The following is a 17,308-nucleotide window of genomic DNA, read 5'->3' as shown; positions in this document are numbered from 1 at the left end:
TCACTATGGCGAGGCACTGTGCCATTAGTGTTTTTGTCGGGCCTTTTACCCAGGCTTCTGTTTCAATGACCGCTGTCTACCCTTCAAGAAGACGAGTTCTGCCATGGAAATCTCAGGAAATACCGCGTTCTATGCCGGTCTGAGCACGATTCAGACAGGGCAGAACCGTGTCGATCAGGCTTCGAGCCAGATCGCCAACAATACCATCGAGCGTTCGGTCACCAGCCAGTCGTCCGAACTGCAAGCTGATCGGTTGCGGTCGGTGGATCGCAGCCAGCAATCGGACCTGGCCAGCAACATGGTTGAAATGTCCCAAGGCAAATTTCAGGTCGAACTGGGCGTGAACGTGGCCAAGGCATCCGATGAAATGCTCGGTACGTTGATCGACACTTTCGCCTGATTCCCCACCTCAGGTTTGTCAAAACGCCGCGATTATTCGCGGCGTTTTCGTCTCTAACTCCTTCTGGCTCAACTAATCTTTTCCTACGGACGCTGTGAGTGTTTCGCTGCGGTGAATGGCTGTGCCTGGGATTTTTTCCGGGACGATGACGAACGGCAAAAGATCGGCGCTTGACAAGATTTAGGCGTAAACGTATGTTTCAAACAACTGTTTGACCGTCACAACAAATCCATGCGGTCGTTCATTCCCGGTTACATCAGCAGAGGTTTATCGCTATGCCTGACTACAAGGCCCCCTTGCGTGATATTCGCTTCGTTCGTGACGAACTGCTTGGCTATGAAGCGCACTATCAGAGCCTTCCGGCTTGCCAGGACGCAACTCCAGACATGGTTGACGCCATTCTTGAAGAAGGTGCCAAGTTTTGTGAGCAGGTGCTGGCACCGCTGAACCGTGTGGGCGACATTGAGGGCTGCACCTGGAGCGAATCCGGTGTGAAGACCCCGAGCGGCTTCAAGGAAGCCTACAAGCAATTCGTCGAAGGCGGCTGGCCAAGCCTGGCCCACGACGTGGAGCATGGTGGTCAAGGCCTGCCGGAGTCCCTGGGCCTGGCGGTCAGCGAGATGGTCGGCGAAGCCAACTGGTCGTGGGGCATGTACCCAGGCCTGTCCCACGGTGCGATGAACACTATTTCCGAGCACGGTACGCCCGAGCAGCAAGAGGCGTACCTGACCAAGCTGGTTTCCGGCGAATGGACCGGCACCATGTGCCTGACCGAGCCGCACTGCGGCACTGACCTGGGCATGCTGCGCACCAAGGCCGAGCCACAGGCCGACGGTTCGTACAAGGTCAGCGGCACCAAGATCTTCATTTCGGCCGGCGAACACGACATGGCCGACAACATCGTCCACATCGTTCTGGCACGTCTGCCGGACGCCCCGGCCGGTACCAAAGGTATCTCGCTGTTCATCGTTCCCAAGTTCCTGCCTAACGCAGACGGTTCCATCGGTCAGCGCAATGCGGTGAGCTGCGGTTCGCTGGAACACAAGATGGGCATCCACGGCAACGCCACCTGCGTGATGAACTTCGACGCGGCCACCGGTTTCCTGATCGGCCCGGCGAACAAAGGCTTGAACTGCATGTTCACCTTCATGAACACCGCACGCCTGGGCACCGCGCTGCAAGGCTTGGCCCACGCCGAAATCGGTTTCCAGGGTGGCCTGAAGTACGCCCGTGACCGCCTGCAAATGCGTTCCCTGACCGGCCCGAAAGCGCCGGACAAAGCCGCCGACCCAATCATCGTGCACCCTGACGTGCGTCGCATGCTGTTGACCATGAAGGCCTTCGCCGAAGGTAACCGGGCGATGGTTTACTTCACTGCCAAGCAAGTGGACATCGTCAAATACGGCGTCGACGAAGAAGAGAAGAAAAAAGCCGATGCGCTGCTGGCGTTCATGACGCCGATCGCCAAGGCGTTCATGACTGAAGTCGGCTTCGAATCGGCCAACCACGGTGTGCAGATCTACGGTGGTCACGGCTTCATCGCCGAGTGGGGCATGGAGCAGAACGTTCGCGACAGCCGCATTTCGATGCTGTACGAAGGCACCACCGGCATCCAGGCCCTCGACCTGCTGGGCCGCAAAGTGCTGATGACCCAGGGCGAAGCGCTCAAGGGCTTCACCAAGATCGTTCACAAGTTCTGCCAAAGCAACGAAGGCAACGACGCGGTCAAAGAGTTCGTAGAACCTCTGGCTGCGCTGAACAAGGAATGGGGCGAACTGACCATGAAGGTCGGTATGGCGGCCATGAAAGACCGCGAAGAAGTTGGCGCGGCCTCGGTGGACTACCTGATGTACTCCGGTTACGCCTGCCTGGCCTACTTCTGGGCTGACATGGCGCGCCTGGCGGCGGAAAAACTCGCCGCCGGCACCACCGAAGAAGCTTTCTACACCGCCAAGCTGCAGACCGCGCGCTTCTACTTCCAGCGCATCCTGCCACGTACCCGCACTCACGTGGCAACCATGTTGTCGGGCGCCAACAACCTGATGGACATGAAAGAAGAAGACTTCGCACTGGGCTACTAAGCCTTAAGCGATTCTTCACAGGCCGCTGTTTCTTCGGGAGCAGCGGCTTTTTTTATGTCCGCCTCCGTCCTCCTGTGGGAGCGAGCCTGCTCGCGATAGCGGTGGGTCAGACACATTAGTATCAACTGACCTATAGCTATCGCGAGCAGGCTCGCTCCCACAGAGAATCTGCGCAGCCATGGGAAAACATTCATCAAACTGAACCCTAAGAAATCACTCCTTCCTGCCGTTACAAGGATGGCAGTGTGATATCTGTCACATCTCGCGTGCCTTAATGCTCCAGTAGCAGGCACAATGCCATCTTTGATCAGCCGGGTCGGAGCTTTACCCTTGCCGCGTTCTTCCGCTGTACGTCTCAGTCATTTCCTACCGTCATTGGTGCTGTTGCTGGCGGGGCTTGCGGCTGCCTACGTCAAGGATCTCAATGTCTTTTTCACCTCCCTGTTCAACGTCCTTCCTACATTGGTGTTGTTGCTAGGAGGTGCGTATTGCGCCGTTTACCGACGTCAGCGTGAGCTGTTTCTGATGATCACGGTGTACATCGCCTACTTCCTGCTGGACACCCAGACCGACTTCTACCGCGACAACGGCAAGGTGCGCGAAGACGCAGCGGTGGTGTTTCACCTCGTCTGCCTGTTGTTGCCGCTGTTGTTTGGCCTGTTCGCCGCGTGGCAGGAGCGGACTCATTTGTTCCAGGACATGGTGGCGCGGTTCGCGGTGCTGCTGATCTTTGGCAGCGTGGCGCTGGCCCTGGAACAAAGTTATCCCCAGGCTCTGCTGTTGTGGCTTTCCGAGATCCGCTGGCCGGCGTTGCACGGTGCCTGGATGAGCCTGATCCAGTTGTCCTACCCGGTGTTCATCGCAGCCTTTGTGTTGCTGGCCTGGCAATACTGGCGCCATCCGCGACCGTTGCATGCCGCGCAATTGGTGGGTTTGCTCGGGGTGTTCTGGATGTTGCCCAAGACCTTCATCCTGCCATTTACCCTGAACATCATGTGCAGCCAGGTGATGCTGATGATCGCGGCGGCGGTCGCCCACGAGGCTTATCAGATGGCGTTCCGTGACGAACTGACCGGCCTGCCGGGGCGTCGGGCGCTGAATGAGCGCATGCAGCGCCTGGGTCGCAATTATGTTTTGGCGATGAGCGACGTGGACCATTTCAAGAAATTCAACGACACCCACGGCCATGACGTGGGTGATCAGGTGCTGCGGCTGGTCGCCAGCAAACTGTCGAAAATCAGCGGCGGCGGTAGGGCTTATCGCTACGGTGGAGAGGAATTTGCGCTGGTATTTGCAGGCAAGACCATCGAGGAGTGCATGCCTCATCTGGAGGTCATTCGCGAATCCATCGCGAACTACAGCATCCAACTACGCAATCCCGACAGTCGTCCCCAGGATGATCAACAAGGTCGCCAGCGTCGTGCCGGTGCCGGGGCATCCAGTGTATCGGTGACGGTCAGCATCGGCGTGGCCGAACGCATCGAACAGCGCACCCCCGAAGAAGTGCTCAAGTCCGCCGACCAGGCGCTCTACAACGCCAAGGGGGCCGGGCGTAACTGTGTGATGGCCTATGGGCAGAACCGTCGCGGTGCGGTACGCATGGAAGCTGCCGCGGGTTGAGTGATGACGGCGCATTCAGCGTCTGGACTGTGATTGTGAGCCTCGGTGGCCGGCAGTAGGTTTGAACGACCTGTTACCGGAGAAGACCACCATGCCCGAGTACAAAGCCCCGCTGCGCGACATGCGCTTTCTGATCGATCACGTCTTCGATTTCCATGGCCGCTATGCTGAACTGGGAGCCGGCGATGCCAGCCCGGACATGGTCAGCGCCATTCTCGAAGAGGGCGCCAGGTTCTGTGAGAACGTGCTGGCGCCGCTCAATCGCTCCGGTGACGAAGAAGGCTGCCATTTCGACAATGGCGTGGTCACCACGCCTACCGGCTTCAAGCAGGCGTTTGCACAGTACGTGGAGGGCGGCTGGCACGGGCTGGCGGCGGACCCGGCTTACGGCGGCCAAGGATTGCCCAGTTCCCTGGGCCTGGTCATCAGCGAAATGGTCGGCTCCAGCAACACGTCCTGGGGCATGTACCCAGGCCTGACCCACGGTGCCATGTCGGCCATTCATGCCCACGGCACCGAAGAACAGAAACAGGCCTACCTCACCAAGCTCACGGCCGGTCAATGGACCGGCACGATGTGCCTCACCGAAGCTCATTGCGGCACGGACCTGGGCATCATCAAAACCCGCGCCTTGCCTCAGGCCGACGGCAGCTACGCGATTACCGGCAGCAAGATTTTCATTTCCGCCGGCGAACACGACATGAGCGACAACATCATTCATCTGGTGCTCGCCAAACTGCCGGATGCACCTGCCGGGACCAAGGGCATCTCGCTGTTCATCGTGCCCAAGTTCCTGCCTGACGCCAATGGCGAAGCGGGACCGCGCAATGGCGTTTCCTGCGGGTCGATCGAACACAAAATGGGCATCAAGGCTTCCGCCACCTGCGTGCTTAATTTCGACGGGGCCAAGGGATTCTTGATCGGCGAGCCGAACAAGGGGCTGAACTGCATGTTCACCATGATGAACCATGCCCGGCTGGGCACCGGCATGCAGGGCCTGTGCCTCGGGGAAGCGAGCTTCCAGGGCGCAATCAAATATGCCAACGACCGTTTGCAGATGCGCTCGCTGACCGGTCCCAAGGCGCCGGAAAAAGCCGCCGATCCGATCATCGTCCACCCCGATGTGCGCCGGATGTTGCTGACCATGAAAGCCTTCAACGAAGGCAACCGGGCACTGACTTACTTCACTGCGCAACTGTTGGACATCGCCCACCTGAGCAGCGACGAAACCGCCCGCCAGGAGGCCGAAGACCTGCTGGCGTTCCTCACCCCGATCTGCAAGGCCTTCATGACCGACACGGGGTTGGAGGTGACCAACCACGGCATGCAAGTGTTTGGCGGTCATGGCTTCATACGCGAATGGGGCATGGAGCAACTGGTGCGAGACTGTCGCATTGCGCCGATCTACGAAGGCACCAATGGTATCCAGGCGCTCGATTTGCTGGGGCGCAAAGTGTTGGGCAGCCAGGGCAAGTTGCTGCGAGGGTTCACCAAAATCGTCCATAAGTTCTGCGCCGCCAACGCTGAACATTCGCAGCTCAAGGATTACGTCGCGCAACTCAACGGGCTCAACCAGCAATGGGGCGAACTGACCACCCGGGTTGGCATGGCGGCCATGAAGAATCCGGATGAAGTGGGTGCCGCCTCCGTGGACTATCTGATGTACAGCGGCTACATCATCCTGGCCTATCTGTGGTTGCGCATGGCGTTGGTGGCCCAGGCGCAACTTGACGCGGGCGAAGGTGACGCGGATTTCTGTCGGGGCAAACTGGCGACCTGTGAGTTTTACTTCAAGCGCCTGCTGCCCAGGACCGCCGCTCATCGGGCCGCGGTTGAGGCGGGGAGCGATTGCTTGATGAAGCTGCCAGCGGAGTTGTTTGCCCTCTGATATGAGGGGACAAGGATCGCAGGCTTCGCCAGCTCCTACAGGGAGTACGCGCTCTTCTGTAGGAGCTGGCGAAGCCTGCGATCTTTTCCGTAATGACTAAAAATAACAAAACAGTCACTGGCTGACCCTATGTGTCGCAAAAGTTGTTGGGGTACACTCGGACCACTGCAAAAACCGTTTTCTTACGAACCAATTGTTTAGATCCTGCGAGGTTTGCCATGGCTGACTACAAAGCGCCCCTGCGCGATATGCGCTTCGTCCTCAATGAAGTGTTCGAGGTCGCGAAACTCTGGGCTCAACTGCCGGCGCTGGCCGAGACCGTAGATGCTGAAACCGTCGAGGCGATTCTCGAGGAAGCCGGCAAAGTCACCAGCAAAAGCGTCGCCCCCCTCAGCCGTGCGGCGGACGAAGAAGGTTGCCACTGGGCTGACGGTGCCGTCACCACGCCCGCCGGTTTCCCACAGGCCTATAAGACTTACGCCGAAGGCGGCTGGGTCGGCGTCGGTGGTGATCCGACCTACGGCGGCATGGGCATGCCCAAGGCTGTTTCGGCTCAGGTCGAAGAAATGGTCAACTCCGCCAGCCTGTCCTTCGGCCTGTATCCCATGCTGACCGCCGGGGCTTGCCTGTCGATCAATGCCCACGCCAGTGAAGAGCTCAAAGCAGCCTACCTGCCGAACATGTACGCCGGTGTCTGGGCCGGTTCCATGTGCCTGACCGAGCCGCATGCTGGTACAGACCTGGGCATCATTCGCACCAAGGCCGAACCTCAGGCCGATGGTTCCTACAAGGTCAGCGGCACCAAGATCTTTATTACGGGTGGCGAACACGACCTCACCGAAAACATCATCCACCTGGTGCTGGCAAAGTTGCCGGACGCACCGGCAGGCCCGAAAGGCATCTCGCTGTTCCTGGTGCCCAAGTTCATGGTCAATGCCGACGGCAGTCTGGGTGCGCGTAACGCGGCCAATTGCGGGTCGATCGAACACAAGATGGGCATCCAGGCGTCCGCCACCTGTGTGATGAACTTTGACGACGCCGTGGGTTATCTGGTGGGCGAGCCGAACAAAGGCCTGGCGGCGATGTTCACCATGATGAACTACGAGCGTTTGGGTGTGGGTATCCAAGGCCTGGCCACCGGTGAACGTTCCTACCAGAACGCCATCGAATACGCGCGTGACCGCCTGCAAAGTCGTTCGCCAACCGGTGCGCAGAACAAAGACAAAGTCGCTGACCCGATCATCGTCCACCCGGACGTGCGCCGGATGTTGCTGACCATGAAAGCCTCGAACGAAGGTGGCCGGGCATTTTCCACATACGTGGCGATGCAACTGGACACCGCCAAGTTCAGCGAAGACCCGGCCACCCGCAAGCGCGCCGAAGATCTGGTGGCCTTGCTGACCCCGGTGGCGAAGGCGTTCCTGACGGATCTGGGACTGGAAACCACTGTCCATGGCCAGCAGATTTTCGGCGGTCACGGTTACATTCGCGAATGGGGTCAGGAGCAACTGGTGCGTGACGTGCGCATCACCCAGATCTACGAAGGCACCAACGGTATCCAGGCGCTGGATTTGGTAGGGCGCAAGATCGTCGGCAGTGGCGGGGTGTTCTACAAGCTGTTCGCTGACGAAATCCGCCACTTCACGGCTACCGCGAGCAGTGATCTGGCCGAGTTCACCAAGCCGTTGAACGACGCTGTCGGTACGCTGGATGAACTGACCGAATGGCTGCTGGACCGGGCCAAAAGCAACCCGAACGAAATCGGCGCGGCTTCAGTGGAATACCTCCAGGCGTTCGGCTACACCGCCTATGCCTATATGTGGGCACTGATGGCCAAGGCCGCCTTGGGCAAAGAAGCGCAGGATGATTTCTATGCGAGCAAATTGGGTACGGCGCGGTTCTACTTCGCCCGCTTGCTGCCGCGTATTCATTCGTTGAGTGCTTCAGTGAAGGCGGGTAGCGAGTCGCTGTTCCTGCTGGACGCTGGGCAATTCTGAAATTCACCGCGATGTAAGCAAATGCTTACATCGCGTGCTGGCGTTTTCCCTCTATCGGCCAATTGGATCCAGGGCTAATCTACTTCACATGGACGTCGCGCAGGATGCGCAAAGCAACAACACGGACACGTAGGATTCTGCCAGGATGGCGGAGCGAAATGGATGTCAGGGAAACAGTCTGCAAAGCCCCGCTTCGGCGGGGTTTTCTTTTGTCCGCGTTTTTATTTTTCCGCGCTTTATCCCTTCTGGATGGCTTCTCACTGAACCCTGACGAGCGGTCGGGTGTCCATGAGCTATATGGCAATGTGGCCATCGCCCCTCAGGAGTCATCCATGGATATCATTCGAATCATCATCGCCATTCTGCTGCCGCCGTTGGGTGTGTTTCTGCAAGTCGGTTTCGCCGGGGCGTTCTGGCTGAATATTCTGCTGACTCTGTTGGGTTACATCCCGGGCATCGTGCACGCGGTGTACATCATCGCCAAGCGTTGAGAATTCATAGCTGTAGATAACCTGTGGGAGCGAGCCTGCTCGCGATAGCGGTAGATCCAGTCAACATCTCCATGGACTGATCCACCGCTATCGCGAGCAGGCTCGCTCCCACATTTGGTTTTGCATTTGCCCTATAGGGGCCCATCCATCACCCTGCGATAGAACAACCATTCATGCTCCAGCGCATGAGCCTGGTTGATCGCCTTGCGAAAGCCATGGCGCTCATCGGCGTAGTAATGTGCTTCTACCGCGATACCGTTGTCCTCCAGTGCCTCGACCATATCGCGTGTCTGCTGTGGCACGACCACGGCATCCAGTTCACCCTGGAAAAATATCACTGGGGCGCGGATCTGATCAGCGTGCAGCAGTGGTGTGCGGTCCCGGTAGCGTGCGGCGTCCTGTTGCGGGTCGCCGATCAGCCAGTCCAGATAATCGCCTTCGAATTTGTGCGTGGCGCGGCTAAGGGCGATGGGGTCGCTGACGCCATAGAGACTGGCGCCGGCACGGAACACGTCATGGAACGCCAGGGCGCAAAGAGTGGTATAGCCCCCGGCACTGCCGCCACGAATGAACGCGCAACGGCCATTGATCAGGCCTTGCTCCTCCAGGTATGCAACCACGGCACAGGCATCCTCGACATCCACCACGCCCCAGTTCAAATACAGCGCCTGTCGATAGGCTCGGCCGTAACCGCTGCTGCCGCGATAATTGAGGTCGGCGACGGCAAAGCCGCGCTGGGTCCAGTACTGGATGCGCGGATCAAAGATGGGATAACACGCCGAGGTCGGTCCGCCATGGATGAACACCACCAGCGGCGGCTTTTCTTCGGCGTTCATGGCCGGGTAAAAGAACCCGTGGGCTAGGCTGGAAGCCGAGGGATAGCGCAGGGTTCGGGGGCGACTGATGTGTTCGGCGGGCAGCGGTGCGACGCCACCGGCAAGCGTCACCACTGCATGGCTTTGCCGGTCAATGGCAATCACCGCCGACGGGCTGACTGGCGAAGCGGCGATGGCATAAATGAACCGCTCATCGAGTGCCAGGCTGCGGAAACGCGAATAGGGGCCGGTGAAATCCTCGTATACGCCGTCGCTGCGGCAGAGGCCCAGTCGTCCGAACCCCGCCTCGGTCCAGCTCGCCAGGTAATCTCGTTCGCCCAGCGGCAGCCACGTACAGCCGCCCAGTTGCCAGGGCGCAGGGGCGTGATCGGCTTCGGCGGCGGGCAGCGGCTCCAGGCCGTCGGCGGATTCAATCCAGGGCTGCCAATAACCGTCACGATCGCTCAGGCAATAGAGGCGACTGCAATCATCAAAACGCGGTTGCTGAATGGACTCCTCGTTAGCGCTGCCCGCTACGCAACGCGGTTCGCCCCAGGCACCCGCGTTGCGCTCGGCCAGCATCAGTCTCGTTGACGTCCACGGTTGATGGGGGCGGCTCCACTCAATCCAGGCCAGCCGTCGACCATCCGGACTCAAGGTCGGCGCAGCGTAGAAGTCCGCACCTTCGGCCAGCAGATGGCGCTGACGATCTGCCAGGCCGATCGCGATCAGGCGATGCTGATTGGCCTGCTCCTCCACCGCCAGCACCTGGCCGCAAGCGAAGTGAAGATCACCATATCGACACTCCCCTGAGGTCAGCGCCACGGGCTGTTCGCCGGCCAGCGATTGGTAGTACACCTGTTGGTCGGCTTCATTGACGAACAGCACACCGTCGTCGCTCAGGCAGAACGCTCCGCCGCCATACTCATAAACCCGGCTACGCGCACTGAACCCGTCCGGGGTCAGGCATCGGGCCTTGGCCTCCTGCCAGTGCCAGATCCGGCAGGCACCGTCTTGGGGACGGTATTCATTCCAGAACAGTCCAAGGGGCCCGGCCTGCAGCTCAGCGAAATCGATACCTGCCGCAACGGCCTGGGTGGCGCTGAAAGAATCAGCCTTTAACGATGAGGCGTGAGTTTCGTTCATTGCGAAAGGCCAGTTGTTCAATCGTCTGAGTGGCATGCTCGGCGTCTTCCCGAGCCTTAAGAATCATCCCGTGATGCTCGGATTTGCTGCACACCGGGTCGGCATTGCTGGCATCGCCCGTGAGCATGAAGGCCTGGCAGCGACAGCCGCCGAAGTCCTTTTCTTTTTCATCACACGAGCGGCATGGCTCGGGCATCCAGTCATAGCCGCGGAAGCGGTTGAAGCCGAACGAGTCGTACCAGATGTGCTGCATGCTGTGGTCGCGCACGTTGGGAAATTGCACCGGCAGTTGGCGGGCGCCGTGGCAGGGTAGTGCGGTGCCGTCCGGGGTGACGGTCAGGAAAATGCTGCCCCAGCCGTTCATGCAGCCCTTGGGGCGTTCTTCATAATAGTCCGGGGTGACAAAGATCAGCTTGCACGGATTGCCTTGAGCTTCCAGCTTGGCGCGATACTCGTTGGTGACACGCTCGGCACGCACCAATTGCTCCCGGGTGGGCAACAGGCCGACGCGGTTGAGCTGCGCCCAGCCGTAGAACTGGCAGGTGGCGAGCTCGACGAAGTCGGCTTCCAGGGCGATGCACAGCTCGATAATGCGATCGATCTTGTCGATGTTGTGCCGATGGGTGACGAAGTTCAGCACCATCGGATAGCCGTGGGCCTTGACCGCCCGGGCCATTTCCAGTTTTTGCGCGAAGGCTTTCTTTGAACCGGCCAGTAGATTGTTCACCTGTTCGTCGCTGGCCTGGAAACTGATCTGGATGTGGTCGAGGCCGGCCTTTTTGAAATCGCTGATCTTCTGCTCGGTCAAGCCGATGCCGGAGGTGATCAGGTTGGTGTAGAAACCCAGCCTGCGCGCCTCGGCGATCAGTTCGGCCAGGTCCTGGCGCACCAGCGGCTCGCCGCCGGAAAAGCCCAATTGAGCGGCGCCCATCTCACGAGCCTCGCGAAACACCTTGAACCACTGCTCGGTACTCAGCTCCTTGCCCTGCTCGGCGAAGTCCAGCGGATTGGAGCAGTACGGGCATTGCAACGGGCAGCGGTAGGTCAGCTCGGCCAGCAGCCACAGCGGCAGGCCGACTTCTGGCTTGGGTGGCAAGCCAGGGACTTCAGGCAAGTTCGATCCAATGCTCTGCACGGGCGACCTCCATGAATTGCTCGATGTCGTCACCGAGTTCCGGCACGTCGGGGAACTGTTTGGCCAACTCGCCAATGATGGCGGCCACATCCCGTTCACCGTCGATCAGGCCGCCAATCAGCGAAGCGCTGTCGTTGAGCTTGATCATGCCTTCAGGATAGAGCAGCACGTGGCCCTTCTGTGCCGGCTCGTACTGGAAACGATAGCCGGGGCGCCAGCGTGGGGTCTTGCTGCGGTCGAAGCTCATAAGCTAATTCCTTTGTGCCACACCCGTTGCCCGGTCACGCTGTGATAGGGCGGGCGGTTCAATTCGTAGGCCATGCTCATGGCATCGAGCATGCTCCAGAGGATGTCCAGTTTGAACTGGAGAATCTCCAGCATGCGCTCCTGGCCTTCGCGGGTGGTGTAATGCTGCAAGGTAATCGCCAGGCCATGCTCCACGTCTCGCCGGGCCTGGCCCAGGCGGGTGCGGAAGTATTCGTAGCCGGCGGGGTCGATCCAGGGGTAATGCTGCGGCCAGCTGTCCAGGCGCGACTGATGGATCTGCGGTGCGAACATTTCGGTCAGGGAGCTGCTGGCGGCTTCCTGCCAAGAGGCGCGGCGGGCGAAGTTGACGTAGGCATCCACCGCGAAGCGCACGCCTGGCAGCACCAGTTCCTGGGAGCGTAGTTGATCGGGATCCAGGCCAACCGCCTGACCCAGCCGCAACCAGGCTTCGATGCCGCCGTCTTCGCCGGGCGCGCCATCATGGTCGAGCAGGCGCTGGATCCACTCGCGGCGGATCTCCCGGTCCGGGCAGTTGGCCAGGATCGCGGCATCCTTGAGCGGGATGTTCACCTGGTAGTAAAAACGGTTCGCGACCCAGCCCTGGATCTGCTCGCGAGTGGCGCGGCCTTCATACATCGCCACGTGATACGGGTGATGAATGTGGTAATACGCGCCCTTGGCACGCAGGGCCGCTTCGAACTCGGCGGGGGACAGGGGGGTGTCAGTCATTTCGGTTCTCCGGGTAATTCCCGTGGATTCTGTGGCGTCAGGGTTGGTCCCATCGCGAGCAGGCTCGCTCCCACACTCGATCTGTAGCGCATGAAATATCCGGTACGACTCAAACTACTGTGGGAGCGAGCCTGCTCGCGATGGCGTCTCATCAGCCAGCAGCGATTGGCTGACACAGCGCACCCACTCCCACAATCGTCGCGCCCGTCCTACAACTCAATACTCATTCCGTCGTAAGCCACTTCGATCTTTCGACGTACAAGCTCAGCTCGCTCGGGCGAGTCTTCGTCGAGAATCGGGTTGGTATTGTTGATATGAATAAGGACCTTGCGCTGATTGGGCAGTTGCTCCAGCACTTCGATCATCCCGCCAGGCCCGTTCTGTGCCAGGTGGCCCATTTCCCGACCGGTGCGGGTGCCGACGCCCCGACGCTGCATTTCATCGTCGTCCCACATCGTGCCGTCCACCAGCAGGCAATCGCTGGCGGCCATGATCTCCAGCAACGGCCCGTCGACCTTGCCCAGGCCCGGGGCGTAGAACAGTTTGCCGCCGGTGCGCAGGTCTTCGACGATCAGGCCGATGTTGTCGCCCGGATGCGGATCGAAGCGATGCGGTGAATAGGGCGGCGCGGCGCTGCGCAGCGGCAGGGGAGTGAAGCGCAGGTTCGGGCAGGCCGGGATGGTGAACGGCTGGTCGAGTTCGATGCGGTTCCAGCTCAGCCCGCCGTTCCAGTGGGTCAGCATGTTGAACAGCGGAAAACCCGTGCTCAGGTCTTCATGAACCATGTCGGTGCACCAGACTTGATGCGGGCAGCCTTCGCGCAGGCTGAGCAGGCCGGTGGTGTGGTCGATCTGGCTGTCCATCAGAATAATGGCGCCGATACCGGTGTCCCGCAGTGCCCGACCCGGTTGCATCGGGGCGAACCCTTGGAGCTGGGCGCGAATGTCCGGGGAGGCATTGCACAGCACCCAGTTCACGCCATCATCGGAAATGGCGATGGACGACTGGGTGCGTGCCTGGGCTCGCAGGCTGCCGTTGCGAAAACCTGCGCAATTGGCGCAGTTGCAATTCCACTGAGGGAAACCGCCGCCGGCGGCGGAACCTAGAATCTGGACAAACATGGCCGCTCCATTTGCAAACCGAAATAAAAAACGCCCCGGCTGACCGAGGCGTTGTGCTGCGCGTTCAACCGCCTGCAGCAATCAACGGCTGGCGAAGTACATGGTGACTTCGAAACCGATACGCAGGTCGATATATGCGGGTTTGGACCAAGACATGGAAATACTCCTTTAGGTGGGATGTTGTCATCAGGATGGGTCGGTTGAGACCTATACATATAGTCCACCTCCGAAGGGAGATGTTCAGATGCTTAGGCGGCTATGTTACTAAATCTGACATATTCGTTGGCCGCAATTCTCTGAGAAAGCTCATTGCACAGACGGTAATGATCACGGCACCGCGTTCCAGGGCTCTCCAGGGCAGGCTCCATTAGTCAGGCAGTAGCGTGCACTTTCAGCGCTAAGCAGATGCCGCACGGCGTCCATCAGCTGTTTTCGATCCACACGCATGATGGCATCGGACAATTGCTCAAGATAATCCGACGGGTGGCCAGCGAGTTTGCCCTGCCAGAGCAGTTCGGCCGCTTGGGCGCAGGGCAGGGTGGCGCTCTGGAACTGGGCGGCGAGGGCCTGCTGCTGACTGGCTAGCGTCGAATCGTCGAGCTGCCGGAGCAGGTCCGGCAGGCCGCTCAGGAACTGGTCGATATGGGCGATCAACTGGGCCGCCGAGGTGTTGGGTGATTGGACACCAAACAACAAAGCGGTTTGCCCATCGATCTGCTTCACACCGCTGAACACCGCATAACCCAACTGCAACTCGACCCGCAGGCGTTGGTAAAACGGTGTTTGACACAGCTGTGCCAGCAACCGCCATGCGGCTTCGTCGGGCAGGGTTCGAGTAGGCGTGGGACAAAACAACAACACGGCCTGTTCGTCGCCATTGGTCTGAAGGGTGTGCCAGATCGGCTGCCCACAAGGGGAGGTCGGTTGGGCTTGCTGGGCGGCAATGCCGGGCACCCGGGCCAGCGCCGGGCCCATTGCTCCCTGGGTGGCGGCCGACAGGCCGATGGCCAGTCCGTCCCATTGCGCCGTCGTCCACACGTTGGGGGCGCTCTCGGTCAGCGCCAAGGCTGATGATTGGGCGTTTCGCTGGCAATGATTCGGCAGCTCCTTCAACAGGTGCCGAATCGGCATCAGCGGCGTTTCGTTCCTCGCTGGCGTCGGCGGCAGCGGTTGTTCCAGCTTCGTCAGAATGTGCTCAAGCACCAAGGGCATCGGTGCCTGCAGGCCAACCAGCTTCAGCAGCCATTGGTTGGCGCAGGGCTCAAAGGTCACTTCCACGCCGGCCTGACGCGCATCTTCACGCAGATCCTGCAGATGCCGATCAAGTCTGGTCGAGAGGTCGAGCGGGGGCAGCGTCGTCAGTCGCCAGCGCAGGTACACCGCGCCTTGCGGGGTGTTGTCCGCCAGCCCTTGGCTGAACTGCATGGGGGAGCGTTCCCGTCGGCCGCGGGAACGGTCCTGGGCGAAGGTGCGCAGACCGCGATGGGCGCTGGTCTGGCCGCGTATCAACCCGGTACGGGGGGCTTCGCTGGCCATTTGCAGGAACGGGTTGGGCGCGGGCAGTTGCCATTGCCCGGTGACGCTCTGCGCCGCGTGCAATTGCTTGAGGATTTCCCTGAGCCGTGACAGATCGTTTTCCGACAGTCGAACATCGCGATCTTCATTGTCCCAACGGGCCAGTTGCAAGGCCGTCGCCGTCTCCTGCCAACGTTGCAGCCGTGCGGTGAACTCATTGCGCAAGGGCGCCCAGTCGTCCTGGGCAGCGAAAAAACCCAACCAATCGTGCAGCAATGGCCGAATGTCGTTCGGCGTTTGGTCGTTGTCGAGTTTGAACTCGATGTGCAACAGCGCTTGCTCGGCAAACTCGTACAGCGTCGAAGCCTTGAGGCTGTCAGCCAGACCGCGCTGACGCAAGGTCGCGAGCAGGCCGCCCGGTTTACTGTTGTTCAGCCAGGTGCAGAGAAAGTCCATGGCTTGCGGCGAGGCGACCGGTAAACCTTCGAAGGCGCACAGCAGGTCGAGTCGTCCTGTACTGACCTGTTGATAACCGGCCTGGTGCGATGCCATCAGCTCCGGCGCTGGCTGCCGGGTGACCGCTTCACCCGCAGGCACATCGCAGCTGAACTGCTCGGCCAGTGCCTTCAAGGCGTCGATGCTTTGCGGGCCCGCCAGACTCAGCGTCATTTGGCCGCTCTGGTAGAACCTTCGATAAAAGTCCTGCAGTGCCCTTTGGAACTTGGCCTGTTGCACCGCGAGACTGTCGCGATTGCCCGCATGGAAACCCCGCAATGGATGAGCTGCGGACAGTCCTTCGTGCAAGGCCTCCTGCCGCTGGGCCGTTGGATCCTGGGACCAGGCGATGAATTCCGCGTGCAGCACTTCCCGTTCGCGCAATTGGTCGGCTTCATCCAGGCGCGGATGGGAGAGCATGTCCCCCAGTCGTTCCAGACCGCCGGCAAAGGCCGCCGGCGGTAATTCGAAGAAGAAATCGGTGGTGCGTTCGCTGGTGCGGGCATTGACCTGGCCACCATGCCGTTGCACGTAGGCCATCAGGTTCTGCTCTGTGGGAAACCGCTCAGTGCCGAGGAAGAAAAGATGTTCGAGCAAGTGCGCCAGTCCCGGCCAGGCGAGCGGCGCATCATGGCTGCCGACCGCCACCCGCAACACCGCAGCGCTGCGCTTGAGGCCGGGGACATGGCGCAATGTCACTCGCAAGCCGTTGGCCAGGGTTTCAGTGTGGGGGCGAAAGGAATCGACGGCCGACATGAGCGTTTCCAGAACAGAGAAGCGCTCATGCTAGCGGATTAGGGGGCGTTCTCAATCAGTGTTTGTTCAAGTCGTCGTAAAGCTCAGGGCGGCGGTCATGCAGGTAGTTGTAGGCCGCACGGCAATCCTCCATCAGTTGCCGATCCAGGTCACCTACGATCAAGGCCTCGTCCAGCCCGGCAAGGGCAGGGCGGCTGCCATCCGGGGCGGCGATGCTGCTTTGGCCGCAGTACTGCAATTCACCTTCATGACCGCAATAGTTGGCGTAAGCCACAAAACACTGGTTCTCGATGGCCCGGGCGCGCACGGTGACATCGGCGATGAACTCGTAGGGCTGCATGTTGGCGGTGGGCACCAGGATCAGTTCGGCGCCGGCCAGGGCCAGGCGCCGGGCGTTTTCCGGAAACTCCAGGTCATAACAGATCAGAAAGCCGAGCTTCCAGCCGTTAAGCTCGACGATGGGCAGTTCGCTATCGCCAGCGCTGAACATCGCGTGGTCCAGATCGCCAAACAGGTGACTTTTTCGATAATTTGCCAGGCGTTCGCCGTGGGCGTCGATCAGTTGCACCGCGTTGTAAATCTGCCCATCTTCGCTACGTTCCGGGTAGCCATAGGCGATCGCCAGACCGGCCGCCTTGGCGATGCGAGCGATCTGCTGCGCCCATTCGCCGTTGTAGACCTCGGCCAATACATTCACCGCGTCGACGCCAATGTTGTAGCCGGTCAGGAACATTTCCGGCAACACCAACACATCGGCACCCCTGGCCTCCAGCGCCACCTGATGCAGGCGTTGCAGGTTGGCGGCCGGATCCAGCGGCAGCGGTGAACATTGGTAAAGGGCTACACGCATCA

14 protein-coding genes are annotated in these 17,308 nt (G+C 60.2%); 6 read left to right on the top strand and 8 right to left on the bottom strand.

What is annotated here, in order from left to right; genetic code table 11:
- The first annotated feature begins 103 nt into the window (after positions 1 to 103).
- From BM132_RS12610 to BM132_RS12580, 6 genes are all read left to right on the top strand, one after another.
- On the top strand, positions 104 to 400 hold the full coding sequence (locus BM132_RS12610; protein WP_092400848.1) for a pyrroloquinoline quinone biosynthesis protein PqqE: 297 nt from the start codon (positions 104 to 106) through the stop codon (positions 398 to 400).
- A gap of 275 nt (positions 401 to 675) precedes the next feature.
- Complete coding sequence (locus tag BM132_RS12605; protein ID WP_047228111.1) at positions 676 to 2,481, top strand: phenylacyl-CoA dehydrogenase; 1,806 nt, start codon at positions 676 to 678, stop codon at positions 2,479 to 2,481.
- A gap of 330 nt (positions 2,482 to 2,811) precedes the next feature.
- Positions 2,812 to 4,101 carry a GGDEF domain-containing protein gene (locus tag BM132_RS12595; RefSeq protein WP_092400853.1) on the top strand — a complete coding sequence of 430 codons (1,290 nt, stop codon included), beginning with the start codon at positions 2,812 to 2,814 and terminating at the stop codon, positions 4,099 to 4,101.
- Between the two features lie 91 nt (positions 4,102 to 4,192).
- The gene (locus BM132_RS12590) at positions 4,193 to 5,989 is read left to right on the top strand and encodes an acyl-CoA dehydrogenase C-terminal domain-containing protein (protein ID WP_092400855.1); all 1,797 of its coding nucleotides are present in this window, start codon (positions 4,193 to 4,195) and stop codon (positions 5,987 to 5,989) included.
- Between the two features lie 218 nt (positions 5,990 to 6,207).
- Positions 6,208 to 7,986 carry an acyl-CoA dehydrogenase C-terminal domain-containing protein gene (locus BM132_RS12585; RefSeq protein WP_076383422.1) on the top strand — a complete coding sequence of 593 codons (1,779 nt, stop codon included), beginning with the start codon at positions 6,208 to 6,210 and terminating at the stop codon, positions 7,984 to 7,986.
- Positions 7,987 to 8,318: 332 nt separating this feature from the next.
- A complete protein-coding gene (locus BM132_RS12580) occupies positions 8,319 to 8,477 on the top strand; it encodes a YqaE/Pmp3 family membrane protein (RefSeq protein WP_092400858.1) in 159 nt (52 codons plus the stop codon).
- Between the two features lie 131 nt (positions 8,478 to 8,608).
- Here BM132_RS12580 and BM132_RS12575 read toward each other — a convergent pair whose 3' ends face one another.
- From BM132_RS12575 to BM132_RS12540, 8 genes are all read right to left on the bottom strand, one after another.
- Positions 8,609 to 10,438: a S9 family peptidase gene (locus BM132_RS12575; RefSeq protein ID WP_092455672.1), complete on the bottom strand. Its 1,830-nt coding sequence runs from the start codon at positions 10,436 to 10,438 to the stop codon at positions 8,609 to 8,611.
- On the bottom strand, positions 10,404 to 11,573 hold the full coding sequence (pqqE, locus tag BM132_RS12570) for a pyrroloquinoline quinone biosynthesis protein PqqE (RefSeq protein WP_092455670.1): 1,170 nt from the start codon (positions 11,571 to 11,573) through the stop codon (positions 10,404 to 10,406). The genes BM132_RS12575 and pqqE overlap by 35 nt, the downstream gene beginning before the upstream one ends.
- A complete protein-coding gene (gene pqqD, locus BM132_RS12565) occupies positions 11,545 to 11,820 on the bottom strand; it encodes a pyrroloquinoline quinone biosynthesis peptide chaperone PqqD (protein ID WP_092455668.1) in 276 nt (91 codons plus the stop codon). The genes pqqE and pqqD overlap by 29 nt, the downstream gene beginning before the upstream one ends.
- Positions 11,817 to 12,569 carry a pyrroloquinoline-quinone synthase PqqC gene (gene pqqC, locus BM132_RS12560; protein ID WP_092455666.1) on the bottom strand — a complete coding sequence of 251 codons (753 nt, stop codon included), beginning with the start codon at positions 12,567 to 12,569 and terminating at the stop codon, positions 11,817 to 11,819. Before pqqC ends, pqqD begins: the two co-directional genes overlap by 4 nt.
- 209 nt (positions 12,570 to 12,778) lie before the next feature.
- Positions 12,779 to 13,690: a pyrroloquinoline quinone biosynthesis protein PqqB gene (gene pqqB / locus BM132_RS12555; RefSeq protein WP_092400867.1), complete on the bottom strand. Its 912-nt coding sequence runs from the start codon at positions 13,688 to 13,690 to the stop codon at positions 12,779 to 12,781.
- 81 nt (positions 13,691 to 13,771) lie between these two features.
- Entirely contained in the window at positions 13,772 to 13,846 is a 75-nt protein-coding gene (pqqA, locus tag BM132_RS12550; RefSeq protein WP_003177660.1) for a pyrroloquinoline quinone precursor peptide PqqA, read from the bottom strand.
- Between the two features lie 171 nt (positions 13,847 to 14,017).
- The gene (gene pqqF, locus BM132_RS12545) at positions 14,018 to 16,456 is read right to left on the bottom strand and encodes a pyrroloquinoline quinone biosynthesis protein PqqF (RefSeq protein ID WP_092455664.1); all 2,439 of its coding nucleotides are present in this window, start codon (positions 16,454 to 16,456) and stop codon (positions 14,018 to 14,020) included.
- Between the two features lie 55 nt (positions 16,457 to 16,511).
- Complete coding sequence (locus BM132_RS12540; protein WP_092400873.1) at positions 16,512 to 17,306, bottom strand: carbon-nitrogen hydrolase family protein; 795 nt, start codon at positions 17,304 to 17,306, stop codon at positions 16,512 to 16,514.
- Positions 17,307 to 17,308: the final 2 nt, after the last annotated feature.

It is taken from the genome of Pseudomonas sp. NFACC45, assembly GCF_900113505.1.
Classification (GTDB): domain Bacteria; phylum Pseudomonadota; class Gammaproteobacteria; order Pseudomonadales; family Pseudomonadaceae; genus Aquipseudomonas; species Aquipseudomonas tehranensis.
The sequence above is the reverse complement of the archived record's forward strand: the minus strand, read 5'-3'. Positions and strand labels throughout refer to the sequence as shown.

What these genes read in the sequence shown, in the direction of transcription:
- BM132_RS12590 (WP_092400855.1), top strand. Translation starts at nt 4,193, where the DNA reads ATGCCCGAGTACAAAGCCCCGCTGCGCGACATGCGCTTTCTGATCGAT.
- BM132_RS12610 (WP_092400848.1), top strand. Translation starts at nt 104, where the DNA reads ATGGAAATCTCAGGAAATACCGCGTTCTATGCCGGTCTGAGCACGATT.
- BM132_RS12580 (WP_092400858.1), top strand. Translation starts at nt 8,319, where the DNA reads ATGGATATCATTCGAATCATCATCGCCATTCTGCTGCCGCCGTTGGGT.
- BM132_RS12540 (WP_092400873.1), bottom strand. Translation starts at nt 17,306, where the DNA reads ATGCGTGTAGCCCTTTACCAATGTTCACCGCTGCCGCTGGATCCGGCC.
- pqqF (WP_092455664.1), bottom strand. Translation starts at nt 16,456, where the DNA reads ATGTCGGCCGTCGATTCCTTTCGCCCCCACACTGAAACCCTGGCCAAC.
- pqqB (WP_092400867.1), bottom strand. Translation starts at nt 13,690, where the DNA reads ATGTTTGTCCAGATTCTAGGTTCCGCCGCCGGCGGCGGTTTCCCTCAG.
- BM132_RS12575 (WP_092455672.1), bottom strand. Translation starts at nt 10,438, where the DNA reads ATGAACGAAACTCACGCCTCATCGTTAAAGGCTGATTCTTTCAGCGCC.
- pqqD (WP_092455668.1), bottom strand. Translation starts at nt 11,820, where the DNA reads ATGAGCTTCGACCGCAGCAAGACCCCACGCTGGCGCCCCGGCTATCGT.
- BM132_RS12585 (WP_076383422.1), top strand. Translation starts at nt 6,208, where the DNA reads ATGGCTGACTACAAAGCGCCCCTGCGCGATATGCGCTTCGTCCTCAAT.
- pqqC (WP_092455666.1), bottom strand. Translation starts at nt 12,569, where the DNA reads ATGACTGACACCCCCCTGTCCCCCGCCGAGTTCGAAGCGGCCCTGCGT.
- BM132_RS12605 (WP_047228111.1), top strand. Translation starts at nt 676, where the DNA reads ATGCCTGACTACAAGGCCCCCTTGCGTGATATTCGCTTCGTTCGTGAC.